Source organism: Hydrogenophaga sp. NH-16 (genome assembly GCF_004006415.1).
GTDB lineage: Bacteria > Pseudomonadota > Gammaproteobacteria > Burkholderiales > Burkholderiaceae_C > Hydrogenophaga > Hydrogenophaga pseudoflava.
The window spans coordinates 4,444,476-4,470,664 of record NZ_CP029344.1 but is presented as its reverse complement, the minus strand read 5'-3'; the positions used below and the strand labels follow the sequence as shown (position 1 = coordinate 4,470,664).

At 68.9% G+C, this 26,189-nt stretch carries 22 protein-coding genes and 1 pseudogene; 12 read left to right on the top strand and 11 right to left on the bottom strand.

The genetic code is table 11. The features are described from left to right. Positions 1-75: 75 nt before the first annotated feature. Positions 76-636 (bottom strand): TlpA disulfide reductase family protein, encoded by a 561-nt coding sequence (locus DD542_RS21540; protein ID WP_241559620.1) that lies wholly within the window; start codon positions 634-636, stop codon positions 76-78. A 129-nt stretch (positions 637-765) separates the two neighbouring features. On the opposite strand from DD542_RS21540, the gene ppx reads away from it, so the two are divergent. The 3 genes from ppx to DD542_RS21525 all read left to right on the top strand — a co-directional run bounded on the left by ppx (position 766) and on the right by DD542_RS21525 (position 6,417). Then, on the top strand, positions 766-2,247 hold the full coding sequence (ppx, locus tag DD542_RS21535; RefSeq protein ID WP_127807023.1) for an exopolyphosphatase: 1,482 nt from the start codon (positions 766-768) through the stop codon (positions 2,245-2,247). A 102-nt stretch (positions 2,248-2,349) separates the two neighbouring features. Further along, on the top strand, positions 2,350-3,465 hold the full coding sequence (locus DD542_RS21530) for a response regulator (RefSeq protein WP_127807022.1): 1,116 nt from the start codon (positions 2,350-2,352) through the stop codon (positions 3,463-3,465). Between the two features lie 3 nt (positions 3,466-3,468). Next, positions 3,469-6,417 carry a hybrid sensor histidine kinase/response regulator gene (locus tag DD542_RS21525; RefSeq protein ID WP_127807021.1) on the top strand — a complete coding sequence of 983 codons (2,949 nt, stop codon included), beginning with the start codon at positions 3,469-3,471 and terminating at the stop codon, positions 6,415-6,417. A gap of 23 nt (positions 6,418-6,440) precedes the next feature. On the opposite strand, the gene DD542_RS21520 is transcribed toward DD542_RS21525, so the two are convergent. The 5 genes and pseudogenes from DD542_RS21520 to DD542_RS21500 all read right to left on the bottom strand — a co-directional run bounded on the left by DD542_RS21520 (position 6,441) and on the right by DD542_RS21500 (position 11,831). Further along, positions 6,441-6,923, bottom strand: a complete 483-nt coding sequence (locus tag DD542_RS21520) for a histidine phosphatase family protein (protein WP_127807020.1) — start codon at positions 6,921-6,923, stop codon at positions 6,441-6,443. A 5-nt stretch (positions 6,924-6,928) separates the two neighbouring features. Next, positions 6,929-8,995 (bottom strand): polyphosphate kinase 1, encoded by a 2,067-nt coding sequence (gene ppk1, locus DD542_RS21515; RefSeq protein ID WP_127807019.1) that lies wholly within the window; start codon positions 8,993-8,995, stop codon positions 6,929-6,931. A gap of 9 nt (positions 8,996-9,004) precedes the next feature. After that, the gene (locus tag DD542_RS21510; protein ID WP_127807018.1) at positions 9,005-10,066 is read right to left on the bottom strand and encodes a glycosyltransferase family 1 protein; all 1,062 of its coding nucleotides are present in this window, start codon (positions 10,064-10,066) and stop codon (positions 9,005-9,007) included. Continuing rightward, positions 10,063-10,851, bottom strand: a pseudogene (locus tag DD542_RS21505) (UDP-2,3-diacylglucosamine diphosphatase); the annotation flags it as partial. The pseudogene DD542_RS21505 and the gene DD542_RS21510, both read right to left, overlap by 4 nt. Before the next feature lie 122 nt (positions 10,852-10,973). Then, complete coding sequence (locus tag DD542_RS21500) at positions 10,974-11,831, bottom strand: GNAT family N-acyltransferase (protein WP_127807465.1); 858 nt, start codon at positions 11,829-11,831, stop codon at positions 10,974-10,976. Positions 11,832-12,055: 224 nt separating this feature from the next. Here DD542_RS21500 and DD542_RS21495 point away from each other — a divergent pair, with 224 nt between their 5' ends. From DD542_RS21495 to DD542_RS21455, 9 genes are all read left to right on the top strand, one after another. Further along, positions 12,056-14,215 carry a PhoX family phosphatase gene (locus DD542_RS21495; protein ID WP_127807017.1) on the top strand — a complete coding sequence of 720 codons (2,160 nt, stop codon included), beginning with the start codon at positions 12,056-12,058 and terminating at the stop codon, positions 14,213-14,215. 11 nt (positions 14,216-14,226) lie between these two features. Next, positions 14,227-15,138 (top strand): polyphosphate kinase 2, encoded by a 912-nt coding sequence (gene ppk2, locus DD542_RS21490; RefSeq protein WP_127807016.1) that lies wholly within the window; start codon positions 14,227-14,229, stop codon positions 15,136-15,138. Positions 15,139-15,203: 65 nt separating this feature from the next. Further along, positions 15,204-15,554, top strand: coding sequence for a metalloregulator ArsR/SmtB family transcription factor (locus DD542_RS21485; protein ID WP_127807015.1), 351 nt, complete (start codon positions 15,204-15,206; stop codon positions 15,552-15,554). Beyond that, complete coding sequence (locus tag DD542_RS21480) at positions 15,551-16,831, top strand: hypothetical protein (protein WP_127807014.1); 1,281 nt, start codon at positions 15,551-15,553, stop codon at positions 16,829-16,831. The genes DD542_RS21485 and DD542_RS21480 overlap by 4 nt, the downstream gene beginning before the upstream one ends. Positions 16,832-16,851: 20 nt before the next feature. After that, positions 16,852-17,352, top strand: coding sequence for an arsenate reductase ArsC (locus tag DD542_RS21475; RefSeq protein ID WP_127807013.1), 501 nt, complete (start codon positions 16,852-16,854; stop codon positions 17,350-17,352). 4 nt (positions 17,353-17,356) lie between these two features. Continuing rightward, positions 17,357-18,397 carry an ACR3 family arsenite efflux transporter gene (gene arsB / locus DD542_RS21470; RefSeq protein ID WP_127807012.1) on the top strand — a complete coding sequence of 347 codons (1,041 nt, stop codon included), beginning with the start codon at positions 17,357-17,359 and terminating at the stop codon, positions 18,395-18,397. 88 nt (positions 18,398-18,485) lie between these two features. Continuing rightward, positions 18,486-18,926, top strand: a complete 441-nt coding sequence (locus DD542_RS21465; protein ID WP_127807011.1) for a hypothetical protein — start codon at positions 18,486-18,488, stop codon at positions 18,924-18,926. Further along, positions 18,926-19,531 (top strand): DOMON-like domain-containing protein, encoded by a 606-nt coding sequence (locus DD542_RS21460; RefSeq protein WP_127807010.1) that lies wholly within the window; start codon positions 18,926-18,928, stop codon positions 19,529-19,531. The genes DD542_RS21465 and DD542_RS21460 overlap by 1 nt, the downstream gene beginning before the upstream one ends. Beyond that, positions 19,528-20,742 (top strand): DUF1343 domain-containing protein, encoded by a 1,215-nt coding sequence (locus tag DD542_RS21455; RefSeq protein ID WP_127807009.1) that lies wholly within the window; start codon positions 19,528-19,530, stop codon positions 20,740-20,742. Before DD542_RS21460 ends, DD542_RS21455 begins: the two co-directional genes overlap by 4 nt. A gap of 51 nt (positions 20,743-20,793) precedes the next feature. Here DD542_RS21455 and DD542_RS21450 read toward each other — a convergent pair whose 3' ends face one another. The 5 genes from DD542_RS21450 to DD542_RS21430 form a co-directional block, all read right to left on the bottom strand. Further along, complete coding sequence (locus DD542_RS21450; protein ID WP_127807008.1) at positions 20,794-21,354, bottom strand: hypothetical protein; 561 nt, start codon at positions 21,352-21,354, stop codon at positions 20,794-20,796. A 74-nt stretch (positions 21,355-21,428) separates the two neighbouring features. Then, positions 21,429-21,926 carry a GNAT family N-acetyltransferase gene (locus DD542_RS21445; RefSeq protein ID WP_127807007.1) on the bottom strand — a complete coding sequence of 166 codons (498 nt, stop codon included), beginning with the start codon at positions 21,924-21,926 and terminating at the stop codon, positions 21,429-21,431. After that, complete coding sequence (glmM, locus tag DD542_RS21440; RefSeq protein ID WP_127807006.1) at positions 21,926-23,263, bottom strand: phosphoglucosamine mutase; 1,338 nt, start codon at positions 23,261-23,263, stop codon at positions 21,926-21,928. Before glmM ends, DD542_RS21445 begins: the two co-directional genes overlap by 1 nt. Positions 23,264-23,317: 54 nt before the next feature. Next, positions 23,318-25,216 carry a type IV secretory system conjugative DNA transfer family protein gene (locus DD542_RS21435; protein WP_127807005.1) on the bottom strand — a complete coding sequence of 633 codons (1,899 nt, stop codon included), beginning with the start codon at positions 25,214-25,216 and terminating at the stop codon, positions 23,318-23,320. Beyond that, on the bottom strand, positions 25,213-26,184 hold the full coding sequence (locus DD542_RS21430) for a hypothetical protein (protein ID WP_127807004.1): 972 nt from the start codon (positions 26,182-26,184) through the stop codon (positions 25,213-25,215). Before DD542_RS21430 ends, DD542_RS21435 begins: the two co-directional genes overlap by 4 nt. Positions 26,185-26,189 lie beyond the last annotated feature (5 nt).

Below are 26,189 nucleotides of genomic sequence, written 5' to 3'. Positions count from 1 at the left end.
AAGGTTCACAACCCGGGACTCTAGGCACCCACCGTGACAGCTCTGTGACAAAACGGCGATGTCATATGACAGCCTTCAGAAAAGGCGGGCCATGTCCTGCACGTCTTCCGCGAACATCTGGCCTTTTTCGGTCAGCAGCAGGCGGCCGTCCGCCCCCGCCAGCAGCGTCACCGGCAGGCCCTTGGGCTTGGGGAATGCCTGGCGCCAGGCTGGGGAGGCCCAGGCGGCCGGAAATTCGTAGCCTTTTTTCTTAAGATACTCCGCCGCATCGGCCGGCTTGCGGTCGATCGACAGGGCCAGCATCTGCAGGCCGCGCCCCTGCTGCGCCTTCCAGAAGGCGTCCATCTCCGGGCTCTGCAAGGCGCAGAAGGGACAGATGCTGGACCACCAGTACACCAGCAGCGGCTTGCCGCGCGCCTGCGCGGGGTCGAAACGCCCGCCACCAATGAGGTCGACCGGCGGCACCGCGAGGGTGCTGCCCAGTGCTGGCAGCGGCGGCGCCTTGGCTTCTTCGGCGGCAGCCGACACCGGCTGACCCAGGACGGGTCTCACCAGCCCGCCAGCGACCACGGCCATCGCCGCACCCAGCCACTGGCGACGGCCGGGGAACGTTTCGAAGCGGGTGCGCGGTTTCATGCGGGGAGTTCCGGGGACGTTGTGGGCGTGTGTGCGAAGAGCGCAGCATACGCAGCCCGGGCCACGGCTTCAAGCCGGACGGCGCGGTCCATGCGTCACAATCGGCCCACTTTCGTCAGCGCCTGCCCCATGCAAAACGGTACCCTGCTCGCCGCCATCGACCTTGGCTCCAACAGCTTCCGCCTCGAAATCGGGCGCCTCCAGGCGGGCCACATCGAGCGCATCGAGTACATCAAGGAAACCGTGCGCCAGGGCAACGGTCTGGACGAGAACAAGATGCTCAGTCCGGCGGCCATGCAGCGCGGCTGGGACTGCCTGGCCCGCTTCGCCGAGCGCCTGCACGGCTTTCGCAAGCAGCAGGTGCGCGCGGTGGCCACCCAGACCCTGCGCGAGGCGCGCAACCGGGACGACTTCCTGCAGAAGGCGCAGGCCATCCTCGGTTTCGGCATCGAGGTGATCTCGGGCCAGGAGGAGGCGCGGCTGATCTACCAGGGCGTCTCCCACCTGCTGCCGCAGTCGGACGAGCGGCGGCTGGTGGTGGACATCGGTGGCCGCTCCACCGAACTGATCATCGGCCAGGGCTACACCGCCCGTCAGATGGAGTCGTACCGGCTGGGCAGCGTGGCCTGGTCCGCGCGCTACTTCCCCAAGGGCCAGTTCACCGCCGACGCCTTCCGCACGGCAGAGATCGCGGCCAAGGCGGTGCTCGACCAGGCGCTGGACAGCTTTCCGCCGTCGCTGTGGTCGGTGGCCTACGGTTCCTCGGGCACGGTGGGCGCGGTGGCCGACGCGCTGGCGGCCAACGGCTGGCCGGCCGGCGTGGTCACGCGCGACGGTCTGGACTGGCTGGTCGAGCGCCTGATCAAGGCCGGGAGCGCCGACCAGCTGCGCATGGACGGCATGAAGGACGACCGCCGGCCGGTGATCGGTGGCGGCGTGAGCGTGCTGCGCGCCGTGTTCGACCTGTTCGGTATCCAGGAGATGATTCCCGCCCAGGGCGCGCTGCGCCACGGCGCCCTCTACGACCTGATCGACCGCGACGCCGGGGGCGGCGACGTGCGCGAGCGCACGGTGCGCTGGCTCAGCGAGCGCTTTTCGGTGGACGCCGCGCAGGCGCAGCGGGTGAGCGAGGTGGCCACCGCCCTTTTCACCCAGGTCGCCGCCGGCGAGGCCAACGAGCGCTTCTCGCAGAAGCTGGCCTGGGCGGCGCGGCTGCACGAGATCGGCACCCACATTTCGCACGACCGCTCCTACCACCACGGCGCCTACATCCTTGACAACGTGGACGCCTCGGGGTTCTCGTTCCCCGAACTGCACCGCATGAGCCAGCTGGTGCTGGGTCAGCGCGGCAAGCTGCGCAAACTGGAGGAACCCCTGCAGGACGAGCTGTTCGCCAAACAGCTGCTGTGCCTGCGGCTGGCGGTCATCCTGTGCCACGCGCGCCGGATGCCCGAACACGAGACCCTGAAGCTGGGCTACAAGCCCGGTGCGTTCCGGCTGGTGACACCCGAGGGATGGGCCCGGCGTTTCCCGCAGTCGGCCTGGCTGCTCGGCGAGGAGCTGCTGGCCTGGCAGAAAACAAACTGGAAATTCTCCGCCGACATCCGTTGAAAGCGGCACGGCGACGTGTGCTCCGCGCCACATCGCTGTCCGATCAACCGATACCATCGCCCCCCAAAGGGCCTTCGGCGGCCTGAAAAACGAAGAAAAACAATGGCTCTGATCGTGGTGGCGGAAGACGACGCAGGAACAATGCGTCTCATCGAGGCGGCCCTGCACCTGCAAGGGCATGAGGTGCTGACGGCCAACAACGGGCAGTCGGCGTGGATGACGATCCGGCAGTACCGGCCGGATCTGGTCGTCAGCGACATCAACATGCCGGGTGTCAACGGCTTCGACCTGCTCAAGACGGTCCGCGAACACGCGGCCCTGCAGCAGACCCCGTTCATCCTGCTGACCTCGCTGCAGGAGCGGCGCAACATGCGCCAGGGCATGACGCTGGGCGCCGACGACTACCTGACCAAACCCGTGCACCCGCGCGAACTGGTCGACGCGGTGGCCGCCCAGCTCAACCGCAAGGCCATGCGCACCGCGGCGCTGGAGCTGCAGGTGAAGGAGGCCGTGAACGAGGCCCTGGACGAACAGGCCTGGACCCTGCAGGAGCAGTACGAACTGCGGCTGGCCCACGAGCTGAGCGAACAGTGGCCCGGCGAGGCCCAGGGCGACCGCGAGGACTTCCACCCACAGGCCACCGTGCTGTTCGCCGACATCCGCAACGACCGCGAGTGGGCCCGCGCCCTGGACCCGCAGCAACTGGCCATGATGCTCAAGCGCTACTACGAGGGTGGCGGCGACACGGTCCACCTGTTCGGCGCCACCTCGGCCCACTTTGTCGGCGACGGGTTGCTGGCGGTGTTCACCGACCGCACGTCCAAAACCTCCGCCCACCAGGGCCTGCGCGCGGTCAAGGCGGCCTTTGGTCTGCGCAAGTCGGCCGCGGCGATGCAGGGCTGGGTGCAGCAGCAGTTCCCCGACCTGGCGCTGCCGCGCTTCGAGGCGGGCATCGCCATCCACAGCGGTCCGGTGGCGATGATGCGGCTGGACGGCCTGCTGGGCGGCGCGGCCCAGGTGCTGCCGGTGGGTGAAACTGTGGTCAACGCTCTGGCGATGCAGCGCGCCGCCGTCGGCCCGCACCCGGTGACGCTGTCGATCCCGGTGCTGCGCGCGGTGACCGGGGCGGTGCAGCCCGTCTCGCGCCACTTCGTCACCCTGCCCCAGTGTCCCGAGCCGCTGGAGGTGTGCGCCGTCGACCCCCTGCCCGCGACCTGACCCATGGCCGAGCGCGACACCCCCACGCCGGCCGGCCGCCGCCGCCTCTCGATCGGCCCGGCGCTGATTGCCGCACTGGTGCTGTCGGCGCTGATCCCGGCAGTGCTGGTGTCCTGGCTGCTCTCGTCCAACAGTTCGCAGTCCATCGACACGCTGGCCGAGAATGCGATCAGCCAGGCCGCGCACCGGGTGGACGTGGGCGCGCTGGCCCATCTGGGGGAGTCGCACACCGTGGTCAACGCGCTGGTGCCGCCGGTGCCCACCAGCGGGGCTGAAGCCGAGCGCACGCGCAACTGGCTGCGCGACCCGGCCGCTTTCGAGCTGATGGCCTACGCGCTGACCCAGCAGTCGCCCAACGTGCCCTATCTGTACTACGGCACCACCGACGGCAGCTTCTTCGGGCTCGAACGCGAGGAAGGCCGTTTCGTGGTGCGCGAGATCCTGCCCGGCGAGAGCGGGCGGCGCCACTACGAGATCGACGCACCGGGCGACCGCAGCCGCCTGGTCAGGACCGAGGACACCATCTACGACCCGCGCAAGCGCCCCTGGTACCAGCTGGCCGCGAGCACCGGCAAGCGCGTGTTCACCGACGTCTACCGCTCGGCGGTCAAGAAGCAGTTCGACCTGACGCTGGCCCAGCCGATCTTCGACACCGACAACCGCACCCTGCTGGGCGTGATGGCGGTGGACATGAGCCTGGCGCGCCTGACCGAGCTGATCCGCAGCACGCGCATCAGCGAACACGCGGTGACCTACCTGGTGGACGGCCAGGGCCGCATGGTCGCCTCCTCGGTCGACGAGGAACTCAGCGAACTGGTCAACGGCCGCCACCAGCGCATCACGCCGCTGCAGAGCCGCGAGCCGCTGGTGCGCGAGTCCTACACCCAGCTGTTCGCGCCCGATCGGCAGGGCTCGCGACGCGCGCCGGGCCTGGTGCGGCTGGAGACCGAACGCGACTGGCTGCAGCGACTGGGCCTGACCAGCAACCGCCTGATCGCGCTGCAGCGCCCCTTCGGCGCCAAGTACGAACTGGGCTGGCAGCTGGTGGTGGTGGCACCGGAACAAGACTTCACGGCGCAGGTGCTGCAGGCCCGCCAGTGGGCGCTGCTGGCCATGGCGGCGCTCATCAGCGTCGGTGTGCTCGGCGCCTTTCTGATTGCACGGCGCCTGTCGGCCCAGTTCCACCAGCTCAACAAGTCCGCCACCCAGCTCGGCTCGGGCCAGGTGCCGCCGGTGCAGGAGAAGGCCCCGTTCCGGGAGGTCCACAACCTCTCGCGCGTGATGCACGACAGCGCGCTCAAGCTGCACGCCTACAACCGCGCCATCAAGCGCAAGAACAAGGCCCTGCGCGACGCCACCCTGCTGCTGGAAGAACGGGTGCGCCTGCGCACCGCCGAACTGGCGACCTCGCGCGAAGAGGCGCTGGCCGCGGTGCGGGCCAAGGCCGGCTTCCTGGCGGTGATGAGCCACGAGATCCGCACCCCGCTCAACGGCGTGGTCGGCATGAGCCAGCTGCTCACCGACACCGGCCTGACGCCCTCGCAGAAAGAGCTGCTGGGCGTGCTCAAGGTGTCCAGCGAACAGCTGCTGGCCGTGGTCGACGACATCCTGGACTTCTCCAAGATCGAATCGGGCAAGTTGGCGCTGGAACACCTGCCGATGGACCTGCACGCGGCCATCCAGGGCGTGTGCGACATCTCCCGGCTGCGCTGCCAGGAGAAGGGGCTGGAGTTGCGCGTCGACCTGCGCCCGGACCTGCCGCGGGCCATCGTCAGCGACATCACGCGCCTGCGCCAGGTGCTGCTGAACCTGCTGTCCAACGCGGTGAAGTTCACCCACCACGGCGAGGTCTGCCTGCGGGCCTGGGTCGAGCAGGCGGGCGAACCGCTGACCCTGGGCTTCAGCGTCAGCGACACCGGCGTCGGCATCTCGCAGCAGCGGCTGGGCGAGCTCTTCCAGCCCTTCTCGCAGGGCGACACCTCGACCGCGCGCGTCTACGGCGGCACCGGCCTGGGGCTGATGATCTGCCGCCACCTGGTCGAGCGCATGGGTGGCCGCATCCAGGTGAACAGCCAGACCGGCGTGGGCTCGACCTTCTCGTTCACCATCCGTGCCCAGCCGGCCCGTCCCGAGGACATCGTGGCGCCCCTGGTGCCCACGCTGCAGCTGGCCCGCAGCCCCCACCGCGTGCTGGTGGTGGACGACAACCTGACCAACCTCAAGGTGGCCTCCGCCATGCTTCACCGGCTGGGCTATCCGCACGACCTGCGCGACAACGGCCTGCGCGCGGTCGAGGCGGTGGAACAGGCCCAGCGCGAACACCAGCCCTACTCCCTGGTGCTGATGGACAGCCACATGCCCGAGATGGACGGCGCCGCGACCACGCGCCAGATCCGCGAGCGCCTGGGGCCTGCCGCCCCCATCGTGCTGGGGGTGTCCGCGTCGAGCCTGCCGAACGACCGCACCCGCTGCCTGGAAGCGGGCATGTCGGACTACCTGGCCAAGCCGCTGGAACTGCACACGCTCGGGCAGGCGCTGCAGCGCTGGATCGAGCGCGCGCCCGCGGCCGCCGACGGCGCCACCAGCGCCACCGGCCCTGCCCCGACCCGGCCCGCCGCGCCCTGGATCAACACCGAGCGCTGGACCATGCTGGGCGAGTTCGACAACGGCGCGGGCAAGGTGCGCGGCGCCATCGTCCAGGACTTCCTGGCCGAACTGGACACGCGCATGGACGATATCCGCCAGGCCATGGCCACGCGCGACCACGAGGCGCTGGGCAATGCCGCGCACCAGCTCAAGGGCGCTGCGCTCAACACCTGCGCGGCGCGGCTGGCGCAGCTGTGCGAGGCGCTGGAGACGCGTTCTCTGGCGGAAGACCCCGAGGTCTTTGCGTACGACGGGCTGCTCGACCAGGTGGCGCAGGGCACGCGCGAGGCGCTCGTCACCACCTGAAGGCGGTCAGCAGGCCGGTCCGCTCAGACCAGTTCCGGCGTCTGCACCGTCACAATCACGGTCTGCATGCGGCCGTTGCGCTCGCGCTGGCGCAGCCACCAGACCGAGCCCTTGCGCATGGTGCACTCGCCCTCGGGCAGGTTCAGCAGCTGGGCGATCACCTGGCCCAGCGTCGGCTGGTGCCCGATCACCAGCACCGGGCCGCGGCCCTCGGGCCAACCCACCAGCGCCAGCACCGCCGCCGGGTCCGCCCCGGGCAGCAGCTCGTCGCGCACGCGCAGCTTGCGGCCGAGCGCGCTGGCGGTCTGGCGGGCCCGCTCGGCGGGGCTCACGTACACCCGGGCGCCGTCCGGCAGCTGCCGGTCCAGCCAGGCGGCCATGCGCGCGGCCTGCTTCTCGCCGCGCGGGGTCAGGCGCCGTTCCAGGTCCAGCGGGTCGCCCTGCGCGCCCTGCTCGCCATAGGGGTGGTCCTGGGCTTCGGCGTGTCGCCAGAGGATGAGGTCCATGGGGGTCACTCCTGGGAACGGTGTCCGTAGCGTGCCATCAGCGCCGCCTGGGCCGACAGGCCCGGGCCCTCGATGGCGTCGCTGGCGCGGCGGTAGTCGCCGTCCGGCTGCAGCAGCCAGGCGTCGCGCGTGTCGTGCAGATAGGCCGACAGGCACTCGTCCTTGACGCGCTGGCGCAGCGCCGGGTCGGTCACCGGCCAGGCCAGTTCGACCCGCCGCAGCATGTTGCGGTTCATCCAGTCGGCGCTGGAGAGCCAGAGCTCCTCCTCGTCTCCGCACCGGAAATAGAACACCCGCGAATGCTCCAGCAGGCGGCCGATCACCGAGCGCACGCGCACCCGGTCGGTCACGCCGGGCACCTGCGCCGGCAGGATGCAGGCGCCGCGCACGATGAGGTCGATCGAAGCCCCGCGCTGCGAAGCGATCGCCAGCGCGCGCGCCATGGGCTCGTCGGTCAGGGCGTTCATCTTGAGGATGATGCGCGCGTCCTGGCCGGACTGGGCCGCCAGCCCTGCCCGTTCGACCCGCTCCAGCATGGCCTTGTGCAGGTGGAAGGGCGCGATCAGAGCGGTCTTCAGGCGCGGCAGCCGGCTCTGGCTGGCCAGGTGCAGAAATACCTGCTCCATGTCCGCGGTGAGCGCCTTGTCCGCGGTGAGGTAGCTCAGGTCGGTGTACAGGCGCGCCGTGCCGGGGTTGTAGTTGCCGGTGGAGAGGTGGCCGTAGCGGCGCAGCGCCCCGCCCTCGCGGCGCGTGACCAGCAGCATCTTGGCGTGTGTCTTGAGGCCGACCACGCCATACACCACCTGGGCACCGACCGACTCCAGCCGCTCGGCGTAGTTGATGTTGGCCTCCTCGTCGAAGCGCGCCTTCAGCTCTACCACCGCGGTCACTTCCTTGCCGCGCCGCACGGCCTCGCGCAGCAGCTCGATCATCTCGGCCTTGCTGCCGGTGCGGTAGATGGTCTGCTTGATGGCGAGCACATCGGGGTCGTTGACCGCCTCGCGCAGGAAGGCCAGCACCGCGTCGAAGCTTTCGTAGGGCTGGTGGATCAGCACATCGCCCTGCTGCATCCGCTCGAAGAAGGACTGGCCCGGCACCAGCTGGACCGGCCAGCCCGGCGTGTGCTGGTCGAAGCGCAGCGCGGGCTGGTCGACCTGGTCGATCAGCTGGTTCAGGCGCACCAGGTTCACCGGCCCCGGCACGCGGAACAGCGCCTGCGGCGGCAGGGCGAACTGCTCCAGCAGGAAGCTGGAGAGGAACTCGGAACAGCCCGCCGAAACCTCCAGCCGCAGCGCCTCGCCGTAGTGGCGGTGCTGCAGACCCACCCGCAGGGCGGTGCGCAGGTTCTTCACCTCTTCCTCGTCCACAGCCAGATCCGAGTGCCGCGTCACGCGGAACTGTGAAAACTCCGTCACCTGCCGGCCCGGGAACAGGTCGGCCAGGTGCGAGCGGATCAGGCTGGAAATGGAGACAAAGACCGTCTTTTTCGAACCCTTGGGCCCGGGCACGCGCACATAGCGCGGCAACACGCGCGGCACCTTGACGATGGCGACCTCGTTTTCGCGCCCGAAGGCGTCGCGCCCCTTGAGGCGCACGATGAAGTTGAGCGACTTGTTGGCCACCTGCGGGAACGGGTGCGCAGGGTCGAGGCCCACCGGCATCAGCAGTGGCTGCACCTCGCGCTCGAAAAAGGCCTTGACCCAGCGGCGCTGGGCGGCGTCGCGCTCGCCGTGCGAGACCAGCTCGACGCCCTGCTTCTGCAGCAGCGGCAGCAGCTCGTCGTTGTAGATCGCGTACTGCTGCGCCACCAGTTCGTGCAGCTGGGCGCTCAGGCGCACATAGCCGTCCGCCGTCTGCGCACCGCGCGGCTCGTTGGCATTGAAGGCGGCCAGATGCGGCGCCATGCGCACCTCGAAGAACTCGTCGAGGTTGCTGGAGACGATGCACAGGTAGCGCAGGCGCTCCAGCAGCGGCACCTGTTCGCGCCGCGCCCAGTCCAGCACGCGTTCGTTGAAGGCCAGGATGCTGTGGTCCCGGTCGAGAAAGGTCAGGCTGGGGGTGGGCGGGTTCATCAATGACGATTATTCGACCAGCCGATGACGTTTGTGTGACAGAACGGCGCGGCGCTGCCCGGGCAGCCGCACCAGGTGGGAGAGGAACAGCTCGGCCACCCGCCCCCAGCCAAAGTCCAGCGCGCGCTGGCGGGCCTGGTGGCGGCGCACGCGCAGCGCCTGCGACCAGGCCTCGCGCAGGTCGGTGTGCATCGCGCCGGCGGGGGAGTCGCCGATCACCTCCAGCGGGCCATCCACCGGGTAGGCGGCCACGGGCAGGCCGGTGGCCATGGCTTCGAGCATCACCAGGCCGAAGGTCTCGTGCAGGCTGGGGAACACAAACACGTCGGCCGCGGCGTAGACCTCGGCCAGCTCGCGCCGCGCCAGCAGCCCCACCCAGTGCACGCCGGGATAGCGGTCGCGCAGGGCCTGCTCCAGCGGCCCCACGCCACACACCACCTTGCTGCCCGGGATGTCCAGGTCCAGGAAGGCCTGAAGGTTCTTTTCGTGCGAGAGGCGGCCGACGAACAGGCTCACCGGCCGTGCCAGGTGGCCCAGCCCGGGGCATTCGCGCGGCTCGGCGTGGAACGCGAACAGCTGGGTGTCCACGCCATGGGTCCAGTCGCGCAGGTTGGCAAAGCCCCGCTGCTCCAGCAGGCGGCGCACGCCGGCGGTTGGCACCATCACCCCCCGGCTGGGCCGGTGGAAGCGCCGCAGCAGGGCATAGCCCCAGGATGCCGGTACGCCCAGCGCGAGCTGCAGCATCTCGGGAAAACGGGTGTGGAAGGCGGTGGTGAACGGCCAGCCGCGGCGCAGGCAGTGGCGCCGCGCGGCCCAGCCCAGCGGGCCTTCGGTGGCGATGTGGATGGCGTCGGGCTGGGCTTCGTCCATCAGCCGCCGCAGGCGCGCGCCCGGGAACAGGGCCAGGTCGATGCCGGCGTAGCCGGGGCACGGCCGCGTGCGGAACTGGCCCGGGTGGATCACCGTCAGCTCGTGCCCGGCGCCCTGCAGGTGGCGGACCAGCTCCACCAGCGTGGTGACCACGCCGTTGACCTGGGGTTGCCAGGCGTCGGTCACCAGCAGGATCTTCATGCGGGCGCCAGAACCCCCGGGACCGCCTGGGGCTCCTTCAGCGGCAGGGTCAGGCCGCCGTGCCCCATCGGGTGCCAGTGCACCAGTTCCAGCCGGCCGTCCTGGTGCTCGACCAGGGCCGAGAGGCTCTCCACCCAGTCGCCGTCGTTGGCGTAGAGCGTGCCGTCGATCGTGCGCATCTCGGGGCGGTGGATGTGGCCGCAAACCACGCCGTGGTAGCCGCGCTCGCGCGCCTCGGCCGCCACGGCGCGCTCAAAGTCGTTCACATGGCTGACCGCGCGCTTGACCTTGTGCTTGAGGTACTGAGAGAGCGACCAGTAGGGCATGCCCAGCTTGTGGCGGATGCGGTTGAAGTGGCGGTTGAGTTCGAGCGTCACGCCGTAGGCCCAGTCGCCCACATGGGCCAGCCACTTGGCGCACTGGATCACGCCGTCGAAGTGGTCGCCGTGGATCACCCAGAGGTGGCGGCCATCGGCGGTGGTGTGCACCGCCTCGTTGGCCACCTCGATGCCGCCGAAGTGCATGCCGTCGAACTGGCGCGCGAACTCGTCGTGGTTGCCCGGCACGAACACCACGCGGCAGCCCTTGCGCGCGCGGCGCAGCAGCTTCTGCACCACGTCGTTGTGCGACTGCGGCCAGAACCAGCGCCGCCGCATCTGCCAGCCATCGACGATGTCACCCACCAGGTACAGCGTGTCGCTGGGGTGGTGCTTGAGGAAATCGAGCAGCGCATCGGCCTGACAACCAGGCGTGCCCAGATGAATGTCAGAAATGAACACAGCCCGAAGCGAAGACGCAACCGGAGCAGAGGCTTCTTCCAGTGGAGCCGTGGAACCGGCTCCGCCGGGCCACAGGCTCCGCCCCCCTGGGGGGGTGACGCCGAAGGCGGCGCGGGGGGGCACCACGTTCAAACTCCGAAGTGGCGCCGGTACCGCGCCGGCATGTCCGCGATGCGCATGATCATCGGCAGGTCGGCGGCGTTGAAATCCGGGTCCCAGGCCGGCGGGCCCATGACCTTGGCACCCAGGCGCAGGTAGCCCTTGATCAGCGCTGGCGGTTCCACCTCCAGCGAGCTGTCCAGCCGCTCCACCGGCAGCGGCAGCCGCGGCCGCACATGGCAGTCGATCGGGGCCATGTGCGTGTCTTTCACCTGGCGCCAGATGCTGGCGGCCGCGTGGCCGCCGCCGATCATGCCGTGCGGGCCTTCGTACTGCATGGGGATGCTGGCGCAGCCGATCATGGTGTCCAGCCGGTTGCGCTGCATGAAGGCCGCGAGCGCGCCCCACAGGGCCATGATCACGCCGCCCTGGCGGTGGTCGCGGTGCACGCAGCTGCGGCCCAGTTCCACCATGCTTTCGCGCAGCGGGCGCAGGCGCACCAGGTCGAACTCGGTGTCGCTGTAGGTGCTGCCGGCCCGCTTGGCCTGCTGGGGGGTCAGCACGCGGTAGGTGCCGATCACCTTGCGCGTGGCGCCGTCGCGCACCAGCAGGTGCTCGCAGTAGTCGTCGAACAGATCGACGTCGTGGCCGGGCACGGCGTTGGAGAGAATGGCCCCCATCTCGCCGGCGAACACCTCGTACCTCAGGCGCTGCGCCTCACGAACCTCGTCCAGGTGCCGCGCCCAGCCGACGTCGATGCCGGCCGGCGCCTGGACCACCGCACCGGGGACCACCACCGCAGCGGGAGCGTCCGTGCGTGGGTGAAGTGACCTCCGGAAGTCAGGCAGCGGCGACAGGTCCAGCGTCGGGGTGGGCAGTTCTCGCATGGTGGGCTCCTGGGTGGGGATGGCGTCCACAACGGACGCTGGGTGGATGGATCGCTTGCTCATGGCCACGATGCTCCGGCCCCGCCATGTCCCTCCCGTGGCATCCCGATGAAACTTTTTTGACGTTGCAGGCCCGCCCCACAAACTGCCGCACAAGCGTCATCAAACTTTCACAGCCGCCGCACAGACTCCACGCGTTTTCCATCAACCCACGCGGAACCGACATGAGCCACAAAACCGAATCGCACTTCAACAACGAAGCGTCGAACACCTCCAGCAACCCGGCCTTCGAACAGGTCCTGGAAACCCGCCTGAGCCGCCGCAGCCTGTTCCGCGGCGCGGGGCTGGCGGGTGCCGCCGTGGGCGCCGCGTCTGTCACCGGCTGCGCCACCACCATGGGCAGCGGCAGCGCCACCCAGCTGGACCGCCTGGGCTTCAAGGCCGTGCCCAAGAGCCTCGCCGACAAGGTGATCGTGCCTGAGGGCTACACCGCCCAGGTGATCTACGCCCTGGGCGACCCGCTGGCAGCGGGCGTGGCGCCGTTCAAGAACGACGGCACCGACACCCAGTTCGAACAGCGCGCCGGTGACCACCACGACGGCATGGAGTGGTTCGGCCTGGACGCGCAGGGCAAGCCCTCGGCCAGCTACAACAGCCGCGGCATCCTGGGCGTGAACCACGAAGCCACCACCGACGAGAAGCTGGCTTCCTTCTTCATCCACGCCAACGGCGGCACCGCCACCCTGCCCCGCCCGGCCGCCGAGATCGACAAGGAACTGGCCATCCACGGCCTGTCCTTCGTCGAGGTGCAGACCGACGGCAAGCGCTGGGCCTACAAGACCAGCTCGCCGTTCAACCGCCGCATCACCACCATGACGCCGGCCGTCGTGCACGGCCCGGCCCGTGGCAGCGAGCACCTGGTCACCAAGTACAGCCCCGACGCCAGCGCCTGCCGCGGCACCCTCAACAACTGCGGCACCGGCAAGACCCCCTGGGGCACCTTCGTCAGCGGTGAAGAGAACTGGTTCGGCTACTTCTTCCGCGACGCCAAGGACGACGACGCGCGCAAGAAGGACAAGCAGGTGCAGGCCCTCAAGCGCTACGGCCGCAACGCCGGCGCCGCCAGCCGCCACGGCTGGGAAAGCGGCGGCACGGAAGACCGCTTCGTGCGCTGGAACAACAGCGCCATCGGCGCCTCGGCCAAGGACGACTACCGCAACGAGATGAACACCTTCGGCTATGTGGTCGAGGTGGACGCATACGACACCACCGCCCCGATGCGCAAGCGCACCGGCCTGGGCCGTTTCGCCCACGAGAGCGTGGCCTTTGCCAAGCCGGTGGCCGGCCAGCCCATCGTGGCCTACATGGGCGACGACGCCCGCGGCGAGTACATCTACAAGTTCGTCTCCGACGCCAAGTGGGACCCGAAGGACGCCCAGCCGGCCAACCGCCTGGCCGCAGGTGACAAGTACCTGGACAAGGGCACGCTGTTCGCCGCCCGCTTCAAAGGCGACGGCACCGGCCAGTGGCTGGAACTGTCGATGAACAACCCGCAGATCGCCAACAGCTCCTACTTCGAGTTCAAGAGCAACGCAGACGTGGCCATCTTCACCCGCCTGGCCGCCGACGCCGTGGGCGCCACCAAGATGGACCGCCCGGAATGGAACGGCGTGCACCCGCGCACCGGCGAGGTCTATTTCACGCTGACCAACAACAGCGCCCGCACCGTGGCCACGGCCGACGCCGCCAACCCGCGCGTCTACACCGACATGAAGGGCAGCAAGGAGCAGAAGGGCAACGTGCACGGCCACATCGCCCGCCTGGCCGACGCCTCGCCCGCCGGTATGACGTTCAAGTGGGACATCTATGTGTTCGGCTCGGAAGCCGATGCTGACAAGGCCACCATCAACCTGTCCAGCCTGACCGACGAAAACGACATGTCCGCGCCCGATGGCCTGGTGTTCAGCCCGGCCACCGGCATCTGCTGGATCCAGACCGACGACGGCGCCTACACCGACAAGACCAACTGCATGATGCTGGCCGCCATCCCCGGCAAGCAGGGTGACGGCGCTGCCCGCACCATCAAGCACGGCGACCGGGAAGTCACCACCTACGTGGGCAAGACCCCGACGCCGTCGACGCTGGCACGCTTCCTGGTCGGCCCCAAGGACTGCGAGATCACCGGCTGGTGCGAAACGCCCGATGGCCGCGCGGTGTTCATCAACATCCAGCACCCGGGTGAAGGCACCAAGATGGCCGACGTGACCAACCCGTCGAAGTACACCAGCCAGTGGCCTGCCAACGCCGGCTACGGCGCCGGCCAGCGCCCGCGCTCGGCCACCATCGTCATCACCAAGAACGACGGCGGCGTCATCGGCAGCTGATGGGCGGCAGCATGAACGGCGACATCCCGGCCCGGACGGACCAGCAGATCGCGCAGCTGCGCGAGGACCTGCTCGACTCGATGGACGAGGAGTTCGAGCTGGAGATGGAGGACCGGCTGGGCGAGGACGCAGGGCGCCCCGGCGCCAGCGCCTCCAGCCGCATCCACTACTTCCGCGAGCTGTTCCGGCTGCAGGGTGAGCTGGTCAAGCTGCAGGACTGGGTGGTCGCGACCGGGCACCGGGTCGTGATCATCTTCGAGGGCCGCGACGCCGCGGGCAAGGGCGGCGTGATCAAGCGCATCACCCAGCGGCTGAACCCGCGGGTCTGCCGCGTGGTCGCGCTGCCGGCTCCCAACGACCGGGAGCGCACGCAGTGGTACTTCCAGCGCTATGTGACGCACCTGCCGGCCGGCGGCGAGATCGTGCTGTTCGACCGCAGCTGGTACAACCGCGCCGGCGTCGAGAAGGTCATGGGCTTCTGCAGCGACGAGCAGTACGAGGCCTTCTTCCGCGACGTGCCCGAGTTCGAGAAGATGCTGGTGCGCAACGGCATCCAGCTCATCAAGTACTGGTTCTCGATCTCCGACGAGGAGCAGCACCTGCGCTTCATGGGCCGCATCCACGACCCGCTCAAGCAGTGGAAGCTCAGCCCGATGGACCTGGAATCGCGCCGCCGCTGGGAGCTCTACACCAGGGCCAAGGAGGTGATGCTGGAGCGCACGCACATCCCCGAATCGCCGTGGTGGGTGGTGCAGGCGGACGACAAGAAGAAGGCGCGCCTGAACTGCATCCACCATCTGCTGGGCCAGATGCCGTACCACGAGATCGAGCGCCCGGCCATCGTGCTGCCGCAGCGCGAGCGGCACGAGGACTACCGGCGCCAGGCGGTGCCGGAGCAGATGGTGGTGCCGGCCATCTACTGAAGCCACGACTTCACGCCGCGACCAGCGGCGTGTTTTCACCCAAATATTTCAACTATCATTGAAATATGGAAACAATCACACCCGCCGAGCAGCAGGCCCTGAGCGCCCTCACCGCCCTCTCCCAGGTGGTGCGCCTGCGCGCCTTCCGCGAACTGGTGGTGGCCGGCCCGGCCGGCATGACGCCGGGCGCCATCGCCGAGCGCCTGGGCGTCGCGCCCAGCTCGCTGTCCTTCCACCTCAAGGAACTGGTGCACGCCGACCTGGTGAGCGCCGAGCCGCAGGGCCGCAACCTCATCTACCGCGCCCACTTCGACCGCATGAACGCCCTGCTCGGTTACCTCACCGAGCACTGCTGCGGCGGGCAAGCGTGCGAGGTCGCGCCCCCGGCCTGCACCGACTGCGGAGACTCGGCATGAACCTGGCCGACGCGCTCAACCTCGGCTGCGCCTGCCAGACGCTGGAGACGCCGCGCCTGCGCGAGCAGCTGGAGACCGAACCCGCGCTGGCCGGCCTCACCGCCCAGCTGGCCGAAAGCCACCCGCACCTGTTCTCGCGCTCGGCGGTGTTCCTCGATGCCGGGGTGATGGACCAGATCACCGACGCGGTGGCCACGCTGGAGCGCGTGATCGCCCTGCCCGGCTGGCAGCAGCAGGCGCTGGACCGCGCACCATCCATCGCCCGCCTGGACCACGGCCCCGCCGGTGTCTTCATGGGCTACGACTTCCACTTGGCCGACGGCGGGCCGCGCCTGATCGAGATCAACAGCAACGCTGGCGGCGCCTTGCTCAACGCCGCCCTGGCGCGGGCGCACCGGGCCTGTTGCGAATCGTTCCAGCAGGTGTTCGACCCGCGGGACCGGCTGCGCCACCTTGACGAGGCCTTCGTCGCCATGTTCCGCGCCGAGTGGCAGGCGCAGCGCGGCGATGCGCCGCTGCGCAACATCCTGATCGTGGACGACGCGCCCGAGGCCCAGTACCTGGCGCCCGAATTCCAGATGGCGCGCGCGCTGTTCGCTGCGCACGGCCTGACCGCTGTGGTGGCCGACCCGCGCGAACTGCAGTGGCGCGATGGTGCGCTCTGGCACCCTGCCCTGCCCGCCGGCACGCCGGTGGACCTGGTCTACAACCGGCTGACCGACTTCTACCTGCAGGACGGTGGCCACGAGGCGTTGCAACAGGCCTATCTGGCCGGCGCCGCCGTGGTCACGCCCCACCCGCGCACCCACGCGCTGTACGCCGACAAGCGCAACCTGGTCACCCTGTCCGACGCCGCGCTGCTCGAACGCTGGGGCGTGAACGAAGCGGACCGTGCCCTGCTGCGCCGCGTGGTGCCCGCCACGCAGCGCGTCACCGCCGACCACGCCGAGGCGCTCTGGGCGCAGCGGCGCGGGCTGTTCTTCAAACCCGCGGCCGGCTTCGGCGCCCGCGCCGCCTACCGCGGCGACAAGCTCACCCGGCGCGTGTGGAGCGAGATCCTGGCCGGCGACTACGTAGCCCAGGCCACCGTGCCGCCCAGCGAACGCCTGGTGTCGGTGGACGGCCAGACCACCCGGCTCAAGCTGGACCTGCGCGCCTACACCTACCGCGGCCAGGTGCAGCTGCTGGCCGCCCGCACCTGGGCCGGCCAGACCACCAACTTCCGCACCGAAGGCGGCGGCTTCTCACCCGTGGTGGTGCTGCCGCGCACCCTCTGACTTTTCTTGCACCCTCCACCATGAACGTCCTCTTCCTCTGCACCCACAACTCCGCCCGCTCCATCCTGGCCGAAGCGGCGCTCAACCACATGGGCCGCGTCGGCGGCGAACAGCGCTTCCGGGGCTTCTCCGCCGGCAGCAGCCCGCGCGAGAACCAGCAGCCCACCCCGCTGGCCCTGCGCGCGCTGCAGGACGCTGGCATCGCCACCGAAGGCCTCTCCAGCAAGAGCTGGGACGTCTTCGCCCTGCCCGACGCGCCGCACATGGACCTCGTCATCACCGTCTGCGACAACGCCGCAGGCGAAGTCTGCCCGTTCTGGCCCGGTCAGCCGGCCACCGCGCATTGGGGCTACCCCGACCCTTCCAACGCGGTCGGTTCCGATGAAGAACGCCTGGAGGCCTTCAAGCAGACCCTGCTGGCGATCCGCCGCAGGCTGGAGCTGCTGATCAATCTGCCCGTCAGTTGCGTAGACCGCCTGCGCCTGCAGCAGGCCGCGCGTGATCTGGCGCAGAAGGGGTGATGCAATGGGACTGTTTGAACGCTACCTCACCGTCTGGGTCGGCCTGGGCATCCTCGCCGGGGTCGGCCTGGGCCTGCTCACGCCCGCCACCTTCGCCGCCATCGCCGCCGTCGAAGTGGCCCACGTCAACCTGATCGTCGCGGTGCTGATCTGGGTGATGATCTATCCGATGATGATCCAGATCGACTTCGCCGCCGTGCGCGACGTCGGCAAGCGCCCGCAAGGCCTGGTGCTCACCGTGGTCATCAACTGGCTGATCAAGCCCTTCACCATGGCGGCTCTGGGCGTGCTGTTCTTCCGCGTCGTGTTCGCAGACTGGGTCGACCCGCAATCGGCCAGCGAGTACATCGCCGGCATGATCCTGCTGGGCGTGGCGCCCTGCACCGCCATGGTCTTCGTGTGGAGCCAGCTCACCAAAGGCGACCCCAACTACACCCTGGTGCAGGTGTCGGTGAACGACCTGATCATGGTCTTTGCGTTTGCCCCCATCGCCGCCTTCCTGCTCGGCGTGACCGACCTCACCGTGCCCTGGCAGACGCTGCTGCTGTCCACCGTGCTGTATGTGGTGCTGCCGCTGGTGGCCGGCGTGCTGACCCGGCGCTGGTGGCTGGCGCGCGGCGGCGAGGCGGCCGTGAACGCTTTCGTGAAGCGGCTCAAGCCCTGGTCGGTGGTTGGCCTGATCGCCACCGTGGTGCTGCTGTTCGGCTTCCAGGCCCAGACCATCGTCGCCCAACCCGCGGTGATCGGCCTGATCGCCATCCCGCTGCTGATACAGACCTACGGCATCTTTGCCATCGGTTACCTGGGTGCGCGCTGGCTGAAATTGCCGCACGACATCGCCGCGCCGGCCTGCCTGATCGGCACCTCCAACTTCTTCGAACTGGCGGTCGCTGTGGCCATTTCCCTCTTCGGCCTGCACTCGGGCGCGGCCCTGGCCACGGTGGTCGGCGTGCTGGTGGAGGTGCCGGTGATGCTGTCGCTGGTGGCCTTCCTGAACCGCAACCAGCACCGCTTCGGAACGGCGCGGACCAGGCCCACGCACTGACCCCGCTCACTACAATCGACCGCAGCGACGCGGTCGTCCCCACACGGGGCTCCGCCATGCTGCACCGACCACGCACCAAGGAGCCCCCATGCCCTCTTCACGACTGGCCCTGACCCTGGGCACCGCGACCCTCGTGCTGATGGGCTGCTCCAGCATCTCGCTGGACCAGCCTGCCCCCAAGGCGGATGCCGCTGGCGGCGGCAGCGACGTGCGGGTCGTGCGGTCCTACGACAACAGTTTCGACGGCGAAATCAGCGGCACGCCCGCACCCGAGAGCCGCTTCGCCAAGGTGAAGATCGGCATGGAGCTGGAGCAGGTCTACAAGCTCATCGGCGAGCCCGATCAGCTCTACAACCACACCACCGGCAAGAACTGGATTCCCTTCTACTTCGGCGCCGACGGCCAGCGCATCGTCACCCACTACCGCGGCGAAGGCTGCCTGACCTACAGCGCGGGCGGCGTGTTCAACGGCAAGAAGCAACTGCTGCGCATGGACGTCGACGCCGCCGGCCAGTGCTACAAGCCCTGATGTCCAGCGCTCCGTCCGACGGCCTGCCAGCAGCCCCGCTGCTCCTGCTGGTTCACCCCAGCGAACAAGGACCCGCAGGCCTGAGCGTCTCGGCGACCCTGGCCCCGGTGGGCTCCGACGACGGGCCGGGCTGGCTGCTGCGCTACCGGCTGGAAGGCGATATCGACGCGCTGGCCCTTCCTCCGCCCGCCGTGGGCGCCACCGACGGCCTCTGGCGCCACACCTGCCTGGAAGCCTTTGTGCAGGACGGCGACGGTCCAAGCTACCACGAGTTCAACCTCTCACCCTCGGGGCAGTGGGCGGTCTACCGCTTCAGCGCCGAGCGCCAGCGCGTGCCCGGCGACGCGCCACCGCCCAGCGGGCCGACGATCACCACCGAACGCTCCGCCGATTCGCTGGTGCTGCAGGCCTGGCTGCCCGGCGCGCTGCTGCCCGCACGACCAACCGCCATCGGCCTGACCGCGGTCATCGAGACCCTCGATGGCCAGATCAGCCACTGGGCGTTGCACCATCCGCGCACCGACCGGCCCGACTTCCACCACAGCGCCGGTTGGACCTTCCGCCCCGCCCTGCCCCCGTTTCCACCCGCCCCTCCGTCCGCATGAAATTCGGCCTCGAACGTTTCCTCGAAGACCCCGCCCTGCGCGCTCCGCTGGCCGGCCGCCGTGTCGCGCTGCTCGCCCACCCGGCCTCGGTCACGCGCGACCTCACCCATTCGCTCGACGCGCTGGCCGCCCTGCCCGATGTGAAGCTCAGCGCCGCCTTCGGCCCGCAGCACGGCCTGCGCGGCGACAAGCAGGACAACATGGTCGAGTCGCCCGACTTCACCGACCCGCGGCTGGGCATCCCGGTGTTCAGCCTGTACGGCGAGGTGCGGCGCCCGACCGACGAGATGATGGAGACCTTCGACGTGCTGCTGGTGGACCTGCAGGACCTGGGCTGCCGCATCTACACCTTCATCACCACGCTGCGCTACGTGCTCGAAGCGGCTGCGCGACACGGCAAGGCGGTGTGGGTGCTCGACCGCCCCAACCCCGCGGGCCGCCCGGTCGAGGGCACGCTGCTGCGCGAAGGCTGGGAGAGCTTTGTCGGCGCCGGCCCCATGCCCATGCGCCACGGCATGACCATGGGCGAGCTGGGCCACTGGTTCATCGACCTGCTCAAGCTCGACGTGGAATACCGCGTCGTCACCATGGACGGCTGGCGGCCCGACGAAGGCCCCGGCTACGGCTGGCCCATGAGCGCCGATGACCAGCGGACCTGGGTCAACCCCAGCCCCAACGCCGCCAACCTCTGGATGGCCCGCGCCTACGCCGGCACCGTGATGCTCGAAGGCACCTCGCTCAGCGAAGGCCGCGGCACCACGCGCCCGCTGGAGCTCTTCGGCGCGCCCGACATCGACACCACCCGCCTGCTGGCCGACATGCGCCGCATCGCGCCGCAGTGGCTGGCCGGCTGCCGGCTGCGCGCCTGCTGGTTCGAGCCGACCTTCCACAAGCACGTGGGCAAGCTCTGCGCGGGCGTACAGATCCACGTTGAAGACCCGCAGCACTACGACCACGCAGCCTTCAAGCCCTGGCGCCTACAAGCCCTGGCCTTCAGAGCCGTACGCGAGCAGGCCTTCGACTACCCGCTCTGGCGCGATTTCCCGTACGAGTACGAGCGCGACCGCCTGGCGATCGACCTCATCAACGGAGGACCGGCGCTGCGCGAGTGGGTGGACGACATGAACGCCACGGCCGACGATCTGGAAGCTGTCGCCGCGCCCGATGAAGCGGCGTGGACGGAAGCCCGTCGGCCGTTCCTGCTCTACTGAGGCGAAAAGGCCGCTTGCGCCCCCGCTTGAAGCAACCGGTGCTGGCCTGGCCTAGCGCGGCGCCAACACCACCTTGCTGACCGACCCCATGTCGTATTGAACGACCTGTCGGACCCACGACGCCCGGGTCGCCCGCAGCTTCTCTGCCACCTGGGGCTGGCCCGAATGAAAGCGCTGCGCCACCTGCAGCGACACCAGACCGCGACCGTCCGGACTCTTCACGTAGCGAAAGACGTTGAACTCCATGATGTCCTGCCCGTCGGTCCAGGTGAGAAAGTCGATGGTGGCATCGGTCTTCGCCTCGTTGCTCATCACACTCGTGCGAGCCTGAGGATTGGCCTTCATGACCACCTGTTCAAGCCGCAGGGCCGCTGCCACCGGGTCATTGCCCAGAAACGGCATCTGCTGGTATCGAAGGCCGACCAGCCGGGTCCAGTTGTTCAAGCTCTCCGTGGGGCGCACAAATTCCACCAGCCGGTCACCGTTGGATGGTGCGCCGACAAACTGCTGCGCGTAGTCCTCACCGTCAAACCGGAACACCGAGGACTGCGCCCACAGCGCCGCACTGGGCAGCACGCACAACAAGCCGCAAACCCATCTTCTTTTCATCATCGCTCACTCCCCCTGAAAACCATCCCTGCCGTGCGCGAAGCCCTGCGGCGCGCCGCACACACGTACGCTTGTGTTCAGCTGGCACCCAGCCACTTCTGCATGAACTGCGCCGTGCCCATCGCCGGGTCCAGCTGATAGCCCTCGTAACCGATGCGCCGGTAGAGCTTCACCGCTGGCGTGTTGCCAGAGAGCACCTCCAGCGTCATCTTCACCGCCCCACGCGCCACCGCGATGCGCTCGGCCTCGGCCAGCATGGCCTCGGCAATGCCTTGCCCGCGGTGGCTGGCCAGGACGGCCACGTCGTGAACGTTCACCAGCGGCTTGCACTTGAACGACGAAAACCCTTCGATGCAGTTGACCAGCCCCACCGGCTGCTCACCGTCGAATGCGAGCACGCTGTAGGCCTGCGGGCGCGCAGCCAGCTCACGCGCCAGGTTGTCCTTGACGAAATCGGACAGCGGCTCGCCACCACCCGCGGGGTCGCTGGCGTAGGCATCGAGCAAGGCCACCACGGCGGCCGCGTCGGACGGGTAGCCGTAGTCGGCCTGCCGGACAGAGAACGCCGCCGCCATCAGAGCACCTTCACCGCAGCGACCAGGCGCTCGGCGCAGGCCTTGGCCTGCGCGGCATCGCGCGCCTCGACCATCACCCGCAGCAGCGGTTCGGTGCCGCTGGCGCGTATCAGCACGCGCCCCGTCTCGCCCAGTTCGGCCTCGACCGCTTTCGTCTCGGCGGCCAGCGCCGGATTGTTTTTCCAGTCTTCCTGGCCGGGCTGCAGCCGCACATTGATCAGCGTCTGCGGGAACAGGGTCACATCGGCCAGCAGCTGCGCCATGGACTGCCCGCTGCCGGCGCAGGCCTGCATCACCTGCAGCGCCGAGACCAGGCCATCGCCCGTGGTGTGTTTGTCCAGCACCAGCAGGTGGCCCGAACCCTCACCGCCCAGGATCCAACCGTGGCGCTCCAGTTCTTCGAGCACGTAACGGTCGCCCACCCGGGCGCGCACGAACTTGACGCCTTTCTTGCGGAACGCGACCTCGACGGCCATGTTGGTCATCAGCGTGCCCACCACGCCGGGCACGTCGATGTCGCGCGCGATGCGGTCCGAGGCGATCAGGTACAGCAGCTCGTCGCCGTTGAACAGACGGCCACTGGCGTCCACCAGCTGCAGTCGGTCGGCGTCGCCGTCCAGCGCCACGCCGTAGTCGGCGCCGGTCGCCTGCACGGCGGCCACCAGCGCCTGCGGGTGGGTCGCGCCCACCTCGTGGTTGATGTTTAGGCCATCGGGTGCGCAGCCGATGCGCACCACCTCCGCGCCCAGCTCGTGGAACACGGCGGGCGCGATCTGGTAGGCCGCGCCGTGGGCGGCGTCCACCACGATCTTCAGCCCCTTGAGCGTCAGGTCGTTGGGAAAGGTGCTCTTGCAGAACTCGATGTAGCGGCCGGCAGCATCGTCCATGCGGCGCGCCTTGCCCAGATTGCGCGAATCGGCCCAGACCGGGTCCTTGTCGAGCTCGGCTTCGACGGCCAGCTCCCAGTCGTCCGAGAGCTTGTTGCCCTGGGCGCTGAAGAACTTGATGCCGTTGTCACCAAACGGGTTGTGGCTGGCGGAAATCACCACGCCAAGGCTCGCACGCTGCGCCCGGGTCAGGTAGGCCACCGCGGGCGTGGGCACCGGGCCCAGCAGCACCACATCGACACCCGCCGAGTTGAAACCGGACTCCAGCGCCGACTCCAGCATGTAGCCCGAGATCCGGGTGTCCTTGCCGATCAGCACCGTCGGGTGCTCTTCGCTGCGCTTGAGCACACGCCCCACGGCGTGGGCCAGCTTGAGAACGAAGTCGGGGGTGATCGGGGCCTGACCGACGGTGCCACGGATGCCGTCGGTGCCAAAGTATTTGCGCGTCATGCGATGGATTTTAGGCGGCAGGCAAGGCTGCACCGCGGCCCGTTTTCGTGCACATCAACGCTCCAGATGCGCGAGCATCGCATCAATCTCCCCACCGATCCCGGCCAGACCGGTGTACTCGGTGGGCGGGCTGGCCACCTTGCTGCGGTCGGCGTCCATCTGCCGGGCCAGCGATTCCTGGACGCTGGGCACGGTGTCCGGCAGCTCGACCGGCACCACCGCAGGCGGCGCAGCGGATCGCACGGATGACACCGTCACCGGCGGGTCGGTCGCCAGGGCCAGCATTGGCACGGCAACCTTGGGCAGCAGCCGCTCCTTGAAAGCCGTCTCCTTGAAGTAACGGATCTTGTCCGACATCACCGGATGCGCCATGCCCTCCACCAGCAGGATCTGCTTGTCCTCGCCCATGGCCTTGAGCTCCTGCGGCAGCATCAGCGCCCGGCGCTCCTCGCTTTCGCTGCGGGTGTAGCTGCTCTCGCGCGAGCGGCTGCGGCTCACGCTGTCCTTGCGCATGCCGGTGTAACCCAGCATCTCGCTGTATTCGTTGGCGTCCTGCTGCTCGCGCGGCGCGAAGATGATGCGCAGCGCGTGGTTAGTCATGATGGTGCGCGCGTTCTCCTTGCCGTAGGTCGACTCCAGCTGCGCCATGCTCTGGATGATGGGCATCAGGCGCAGGTTGTAGCCGGCCATGAAGCTGACCGCACTGGCAATGATGTCGACGCGGCCGATGCTGGTGAACTCGTCCATCAGCAGCAGGCACTGGTGCTTGAGCTCGGGATTGGCCTGCGGCAGCTCTCGCGTGTTCTGGTTGATCAGCTGGCTGAAGAAGAGATTGAGAATCAGCCGGCTCTCGGCCAGCTTGTTGGGCTGGATCGCCACATAGATGCTCATTTTCTTCTTGCGCACGTCGCGCAGGTCGAAGTCGTTGCCGCTGGTGGCCGCGTCCACCACCGGGTTGAGCCAGGGGTTCAGCGGCTCCTTGAAGGTGCCCATGATGCTGGCGAAGGTCTCGTTGGCTTGGCCCAGCAGCGTGGCGAACGCGGTGCGTGCGCTGGCGCTCAGGTGCGGCCAGGCCGCCAGCTCCGCCAGATAGGCCTTGAACTCCTGGCCGGGGCGCCCCGACGCCAGGCGGTAGAGCCCGCCCATGGTCGGTTCCTGGAAAGGCACCCCGTACTGCTCGGCCAGGTAGGCCACCTGTTCGTAGGCATACAGCGCGAACGCGACGAAGGCGTTCTGCGCCTGGTTGGCCCAGAACGGGTCCTTGTGCAGGTCCGACACCGGGTACAGCATGGCCGCGATGCTCTGCACGTCGCTGATGCGGAACGCCGGATCGCGCGAGACGTAGGACAGCGGGTTCCAGCGGTGCGTGCGCCGGTCCTCGGCGAACGGGTTGAACAGGTAGACGGACTGCCCGTAGCGAGCCCGAAAGCCGCTGGTGAGCTCGAAGTTCTCCTGCTTGATGTCCAGCACCACCACCGAGCCCTGGTAACTCAGCAGGTTGGGAATGACGATGCCCACCCCCTTGCCCGAGCGCGTGGGCGCGGCCAGCAAGGCGAACTGCTGCCCATTGAAGTAGACGAACTGCCCGTCTTTCTTGCCCACCACCAGCGCCGTGTCCTCAGCCCGCAGCATCTTGCGCGACCGCACGTCGGCCATGGTGGCGAAGCGGGCCTCGCCGTAGAGGCTCGGCTTCCGGCGCAACAACACGGCGAGCGCCAGCGCTGCCAGCGCCAGCAAGGGCACACCAAATCCCACCAGGCCACTGCTCTTGATGACCGGGCCATGCTTGGGCGCATCGGCGTAGGCTGCCAGGTAGCGCCAGTAGTCGAACGCGCCGATGCGCTCCAGCGGCAGGCCCAGGCGCCAGGCCATCAGCCACCCGCTGAAATAGGTTCCCGCCACCAGTGCCAACACCAGCAGCACCAGCACGCCCCAGCCTAGGAAACGCCTCATTGCCGGACCTTGGCACCTTTGACTTCGCCCAGGCGCGCCATCTGGTCCTTGTAGCGCCTCAGCTGGTCGCGGGCCCACTCGTACCGGCACAGCTCGACCGAGGCGGGCAGCGCCTTGACGGGCACCGCCTGCTCGCGGGACTGCGTCGCGCAACGCGCATCGCGGTACTCGCGCCACCGGCTGTGGTCCAGGTCCTGGTGGCGCGCATAGGACTGCGCATAGCTCTTGCCGTGCTCGGCCTGCAGCGACTGCATGCGGCCCGCCCGGTAGTCGCGCACGAGGGTCAGCAGGGCCTTGTCCTGCTCGATGCGCGCGCGGCGGCAGGCCACCAGCTCGGGCGCCCCGCTGTCGCACACCGCGTCCACCCGGTCGGGTGCTGCCCCGCGCCGCGCCGCCGCCGGTGTGCCGCGCACCCAGCGCCCGCTGGCAGCCACATAGCAGTGGCTCTCCACCTTCGGGCTCCCCGAGGCGCCGGCCACCTTCAACGACACGCAGTTCGGTGCCGAAGGCTGGATCTCTCCCGCGTTGGACACCAGATCAATCTGCGCATAACGCCCTGTTTTCGGATCGAACTGGTAGAGGCTGTCCACCGGCAGCTTGCCGTCCATGGCGTACAGGCGCGTGACCTTGAAGTCCAGCAGCCCGTCGCCATTGAAGTCCCTGAACTGCAGCCATCCGCTGGCGTCCAGCCGCTCGCGCGGCATCTCGAAGGCGTGCGGAAGCGCCTGCAGTTCCTTGCCATCCTGCGTCACCACGATGTAGCCCGACCCCACCTCGCCCTCGGCGGCATCGGCCTTGTCGTCGAACTCGAAGCTGAACGCCAGCTCCGGCGCCTCGTGCCCGACCTTCTGGGTCATGGTGTCGAGACCCTGGGCCTGTGGGCGCAGGAAATCCAGGTACAACGGGGCACACGCCGCCAGGGACAGCAGCAGCGCAAGGCTGCTGGCGCTTCTCAAAACCTTCTTCATGTCCT

Coding starts and splice junctions, on each gene's coding strand:
- DD542_RS21455 (WP_127807009.1), top strand. CDS start 19,528: ATGAAATTCGGCCTCGAACGTTTCCTCGAAGACCCCGCCCTGCGCGCT.
- DD542_RS21445 (WP_127807007.1), bottom strand. CDS start 21,926: ATGGCGGCGGCGTTCTCTGTCCGGCAGGCCGACTACGGCTACCCGTCC.
- DD542_RS21510 (WP_127807018.1), bottom strand. CDS start 10,066: ATGAAGATCCTGCTGGTGACCGACGCCTGGCAACCCCAGGTCAACGGC.
- DD542_RS21500 (WP_127807465.1), bottom strand. CDS start 11,831: ATGCGAGAACTGCCCACCCCGACGCTGGACCTGTCGCCGCTGCCTGAC.
- glmM (WP_127807006.1), bottom strand. CDS start 23,263: ATGACGCGCAAATACTTTGGCACCGACGGCATCCGTGGCACCGTCGGT.
- DD542_RS21435 (WP_127807005.1), bottom strand. CDS start 25,216: ATGAGGCGTTTCCTAGGCTGGGGCGTGCTGGTGCTGCTGGTGTTGGCA.
- DD542_RS21520 (WP_127807020.1), bottom strand. CDS start 6,923: ATGGACCTCATCCTCTGGCGACACGCCGAAGCCCAGGACCACCCCTAT.
- ppx (WP_127807023.1), top strand. CDS start 766: ATGCAAAACGGTACCCTGCTCGCCGCCATCGACCTTGGCTCCAACAGC.
- DD542_RS21485 (WP_127807015.1), top strand. CDS start 15,204: ATGGAAACAATCACACCCGCCGAGCAGCAGGCCCTGAGCGCCCTCACC.
- DD542_RS21430 (WP_127807004.1), bottom strand. CDS start 26,184: ATGAAGAAGGTTTTGAGAAGCGCCAGCAGCCTTGCGCTGCTGCTGTCC.
- DD542_RS21530 (WP_127807022.1), top strand. CDS start 2,350: ATGGCTCTGATCGTGGTGGCGGAAGACGACGCAGGAACAATGCGTCTC.
- DD542_RS21465 (WP_127807011.1), top strand. CDS start 18,486: ATGCCCTCTTCACGACTGGCCCTGACCCTGGGCACCGCGACCCTCGTG.
- DD542_RS21475 (WP_127807013.1), top strand. CDS start 16,852: ATGAACGTCCTCTTCCTCTGCACCCACAACTCCGCCCGCTCCATCCTG.
- ppk1 (WP_127807019.1), bottom strand. CDS start 8,995: ATGAACCCGCCCACCCCCAGCCTGACCTTTCTCGACCGGGACCACAGC.
- arsB (WP_127807012.1), top strand. CDS start 17,357: ATGGGACTGTTTGAACGCTACCTCACCGTCTGGGTCGGCCTGGGCATC.
- DD542_RS21495 (WP_127807017.1), top strand. CDS start 12,056: ATGAGCCACAAAACCGAATCGCACTTCAACAACGAAGCGTCGAACACC.
- DD542_RS21540 (WP_241559620.1), bottom strand. CDS start 636: ATGAAACCGCGCACCCGCTTCGAAACGTTCCCCGGCCGTCGCCAGTGG.
- DD542_RS21525 (WP_127807021.1), top strand. CDS start 3,469: ATGGCCGAGCGCGACACCCCCACGCCGGCCGGCCGCCGCCGCCTCTCG.
- DD542_RS21480 (WP_127807014.1), top strand. CDS start 15,551: ATGAACCTGGCCGACGCGCTCAACCTCGGCTGCGCCTGCCAGACGCTG.
- ppk2 (WP_127807016.1), top strand. CDS start 14,227: ATGAACGGCGACATCCCGGCCCGGACGGACCAGCAGATCGCGCAGCTG.
- DD542_RS21460 (WP_127807010.1), top strand. CDS start 18,926: ATGTCCAGCGCTCCGTCCGACGGCCTGCCAGCAGCCCCGCTGCTCCTG.
- DD542_RS21450 (WP_127807008.1), bottom strand. CDS start 21,354: ATGATGAAAAGAAGATGGGTTTGCGGCTTGTTGTGCGTGCTGCCCAGT.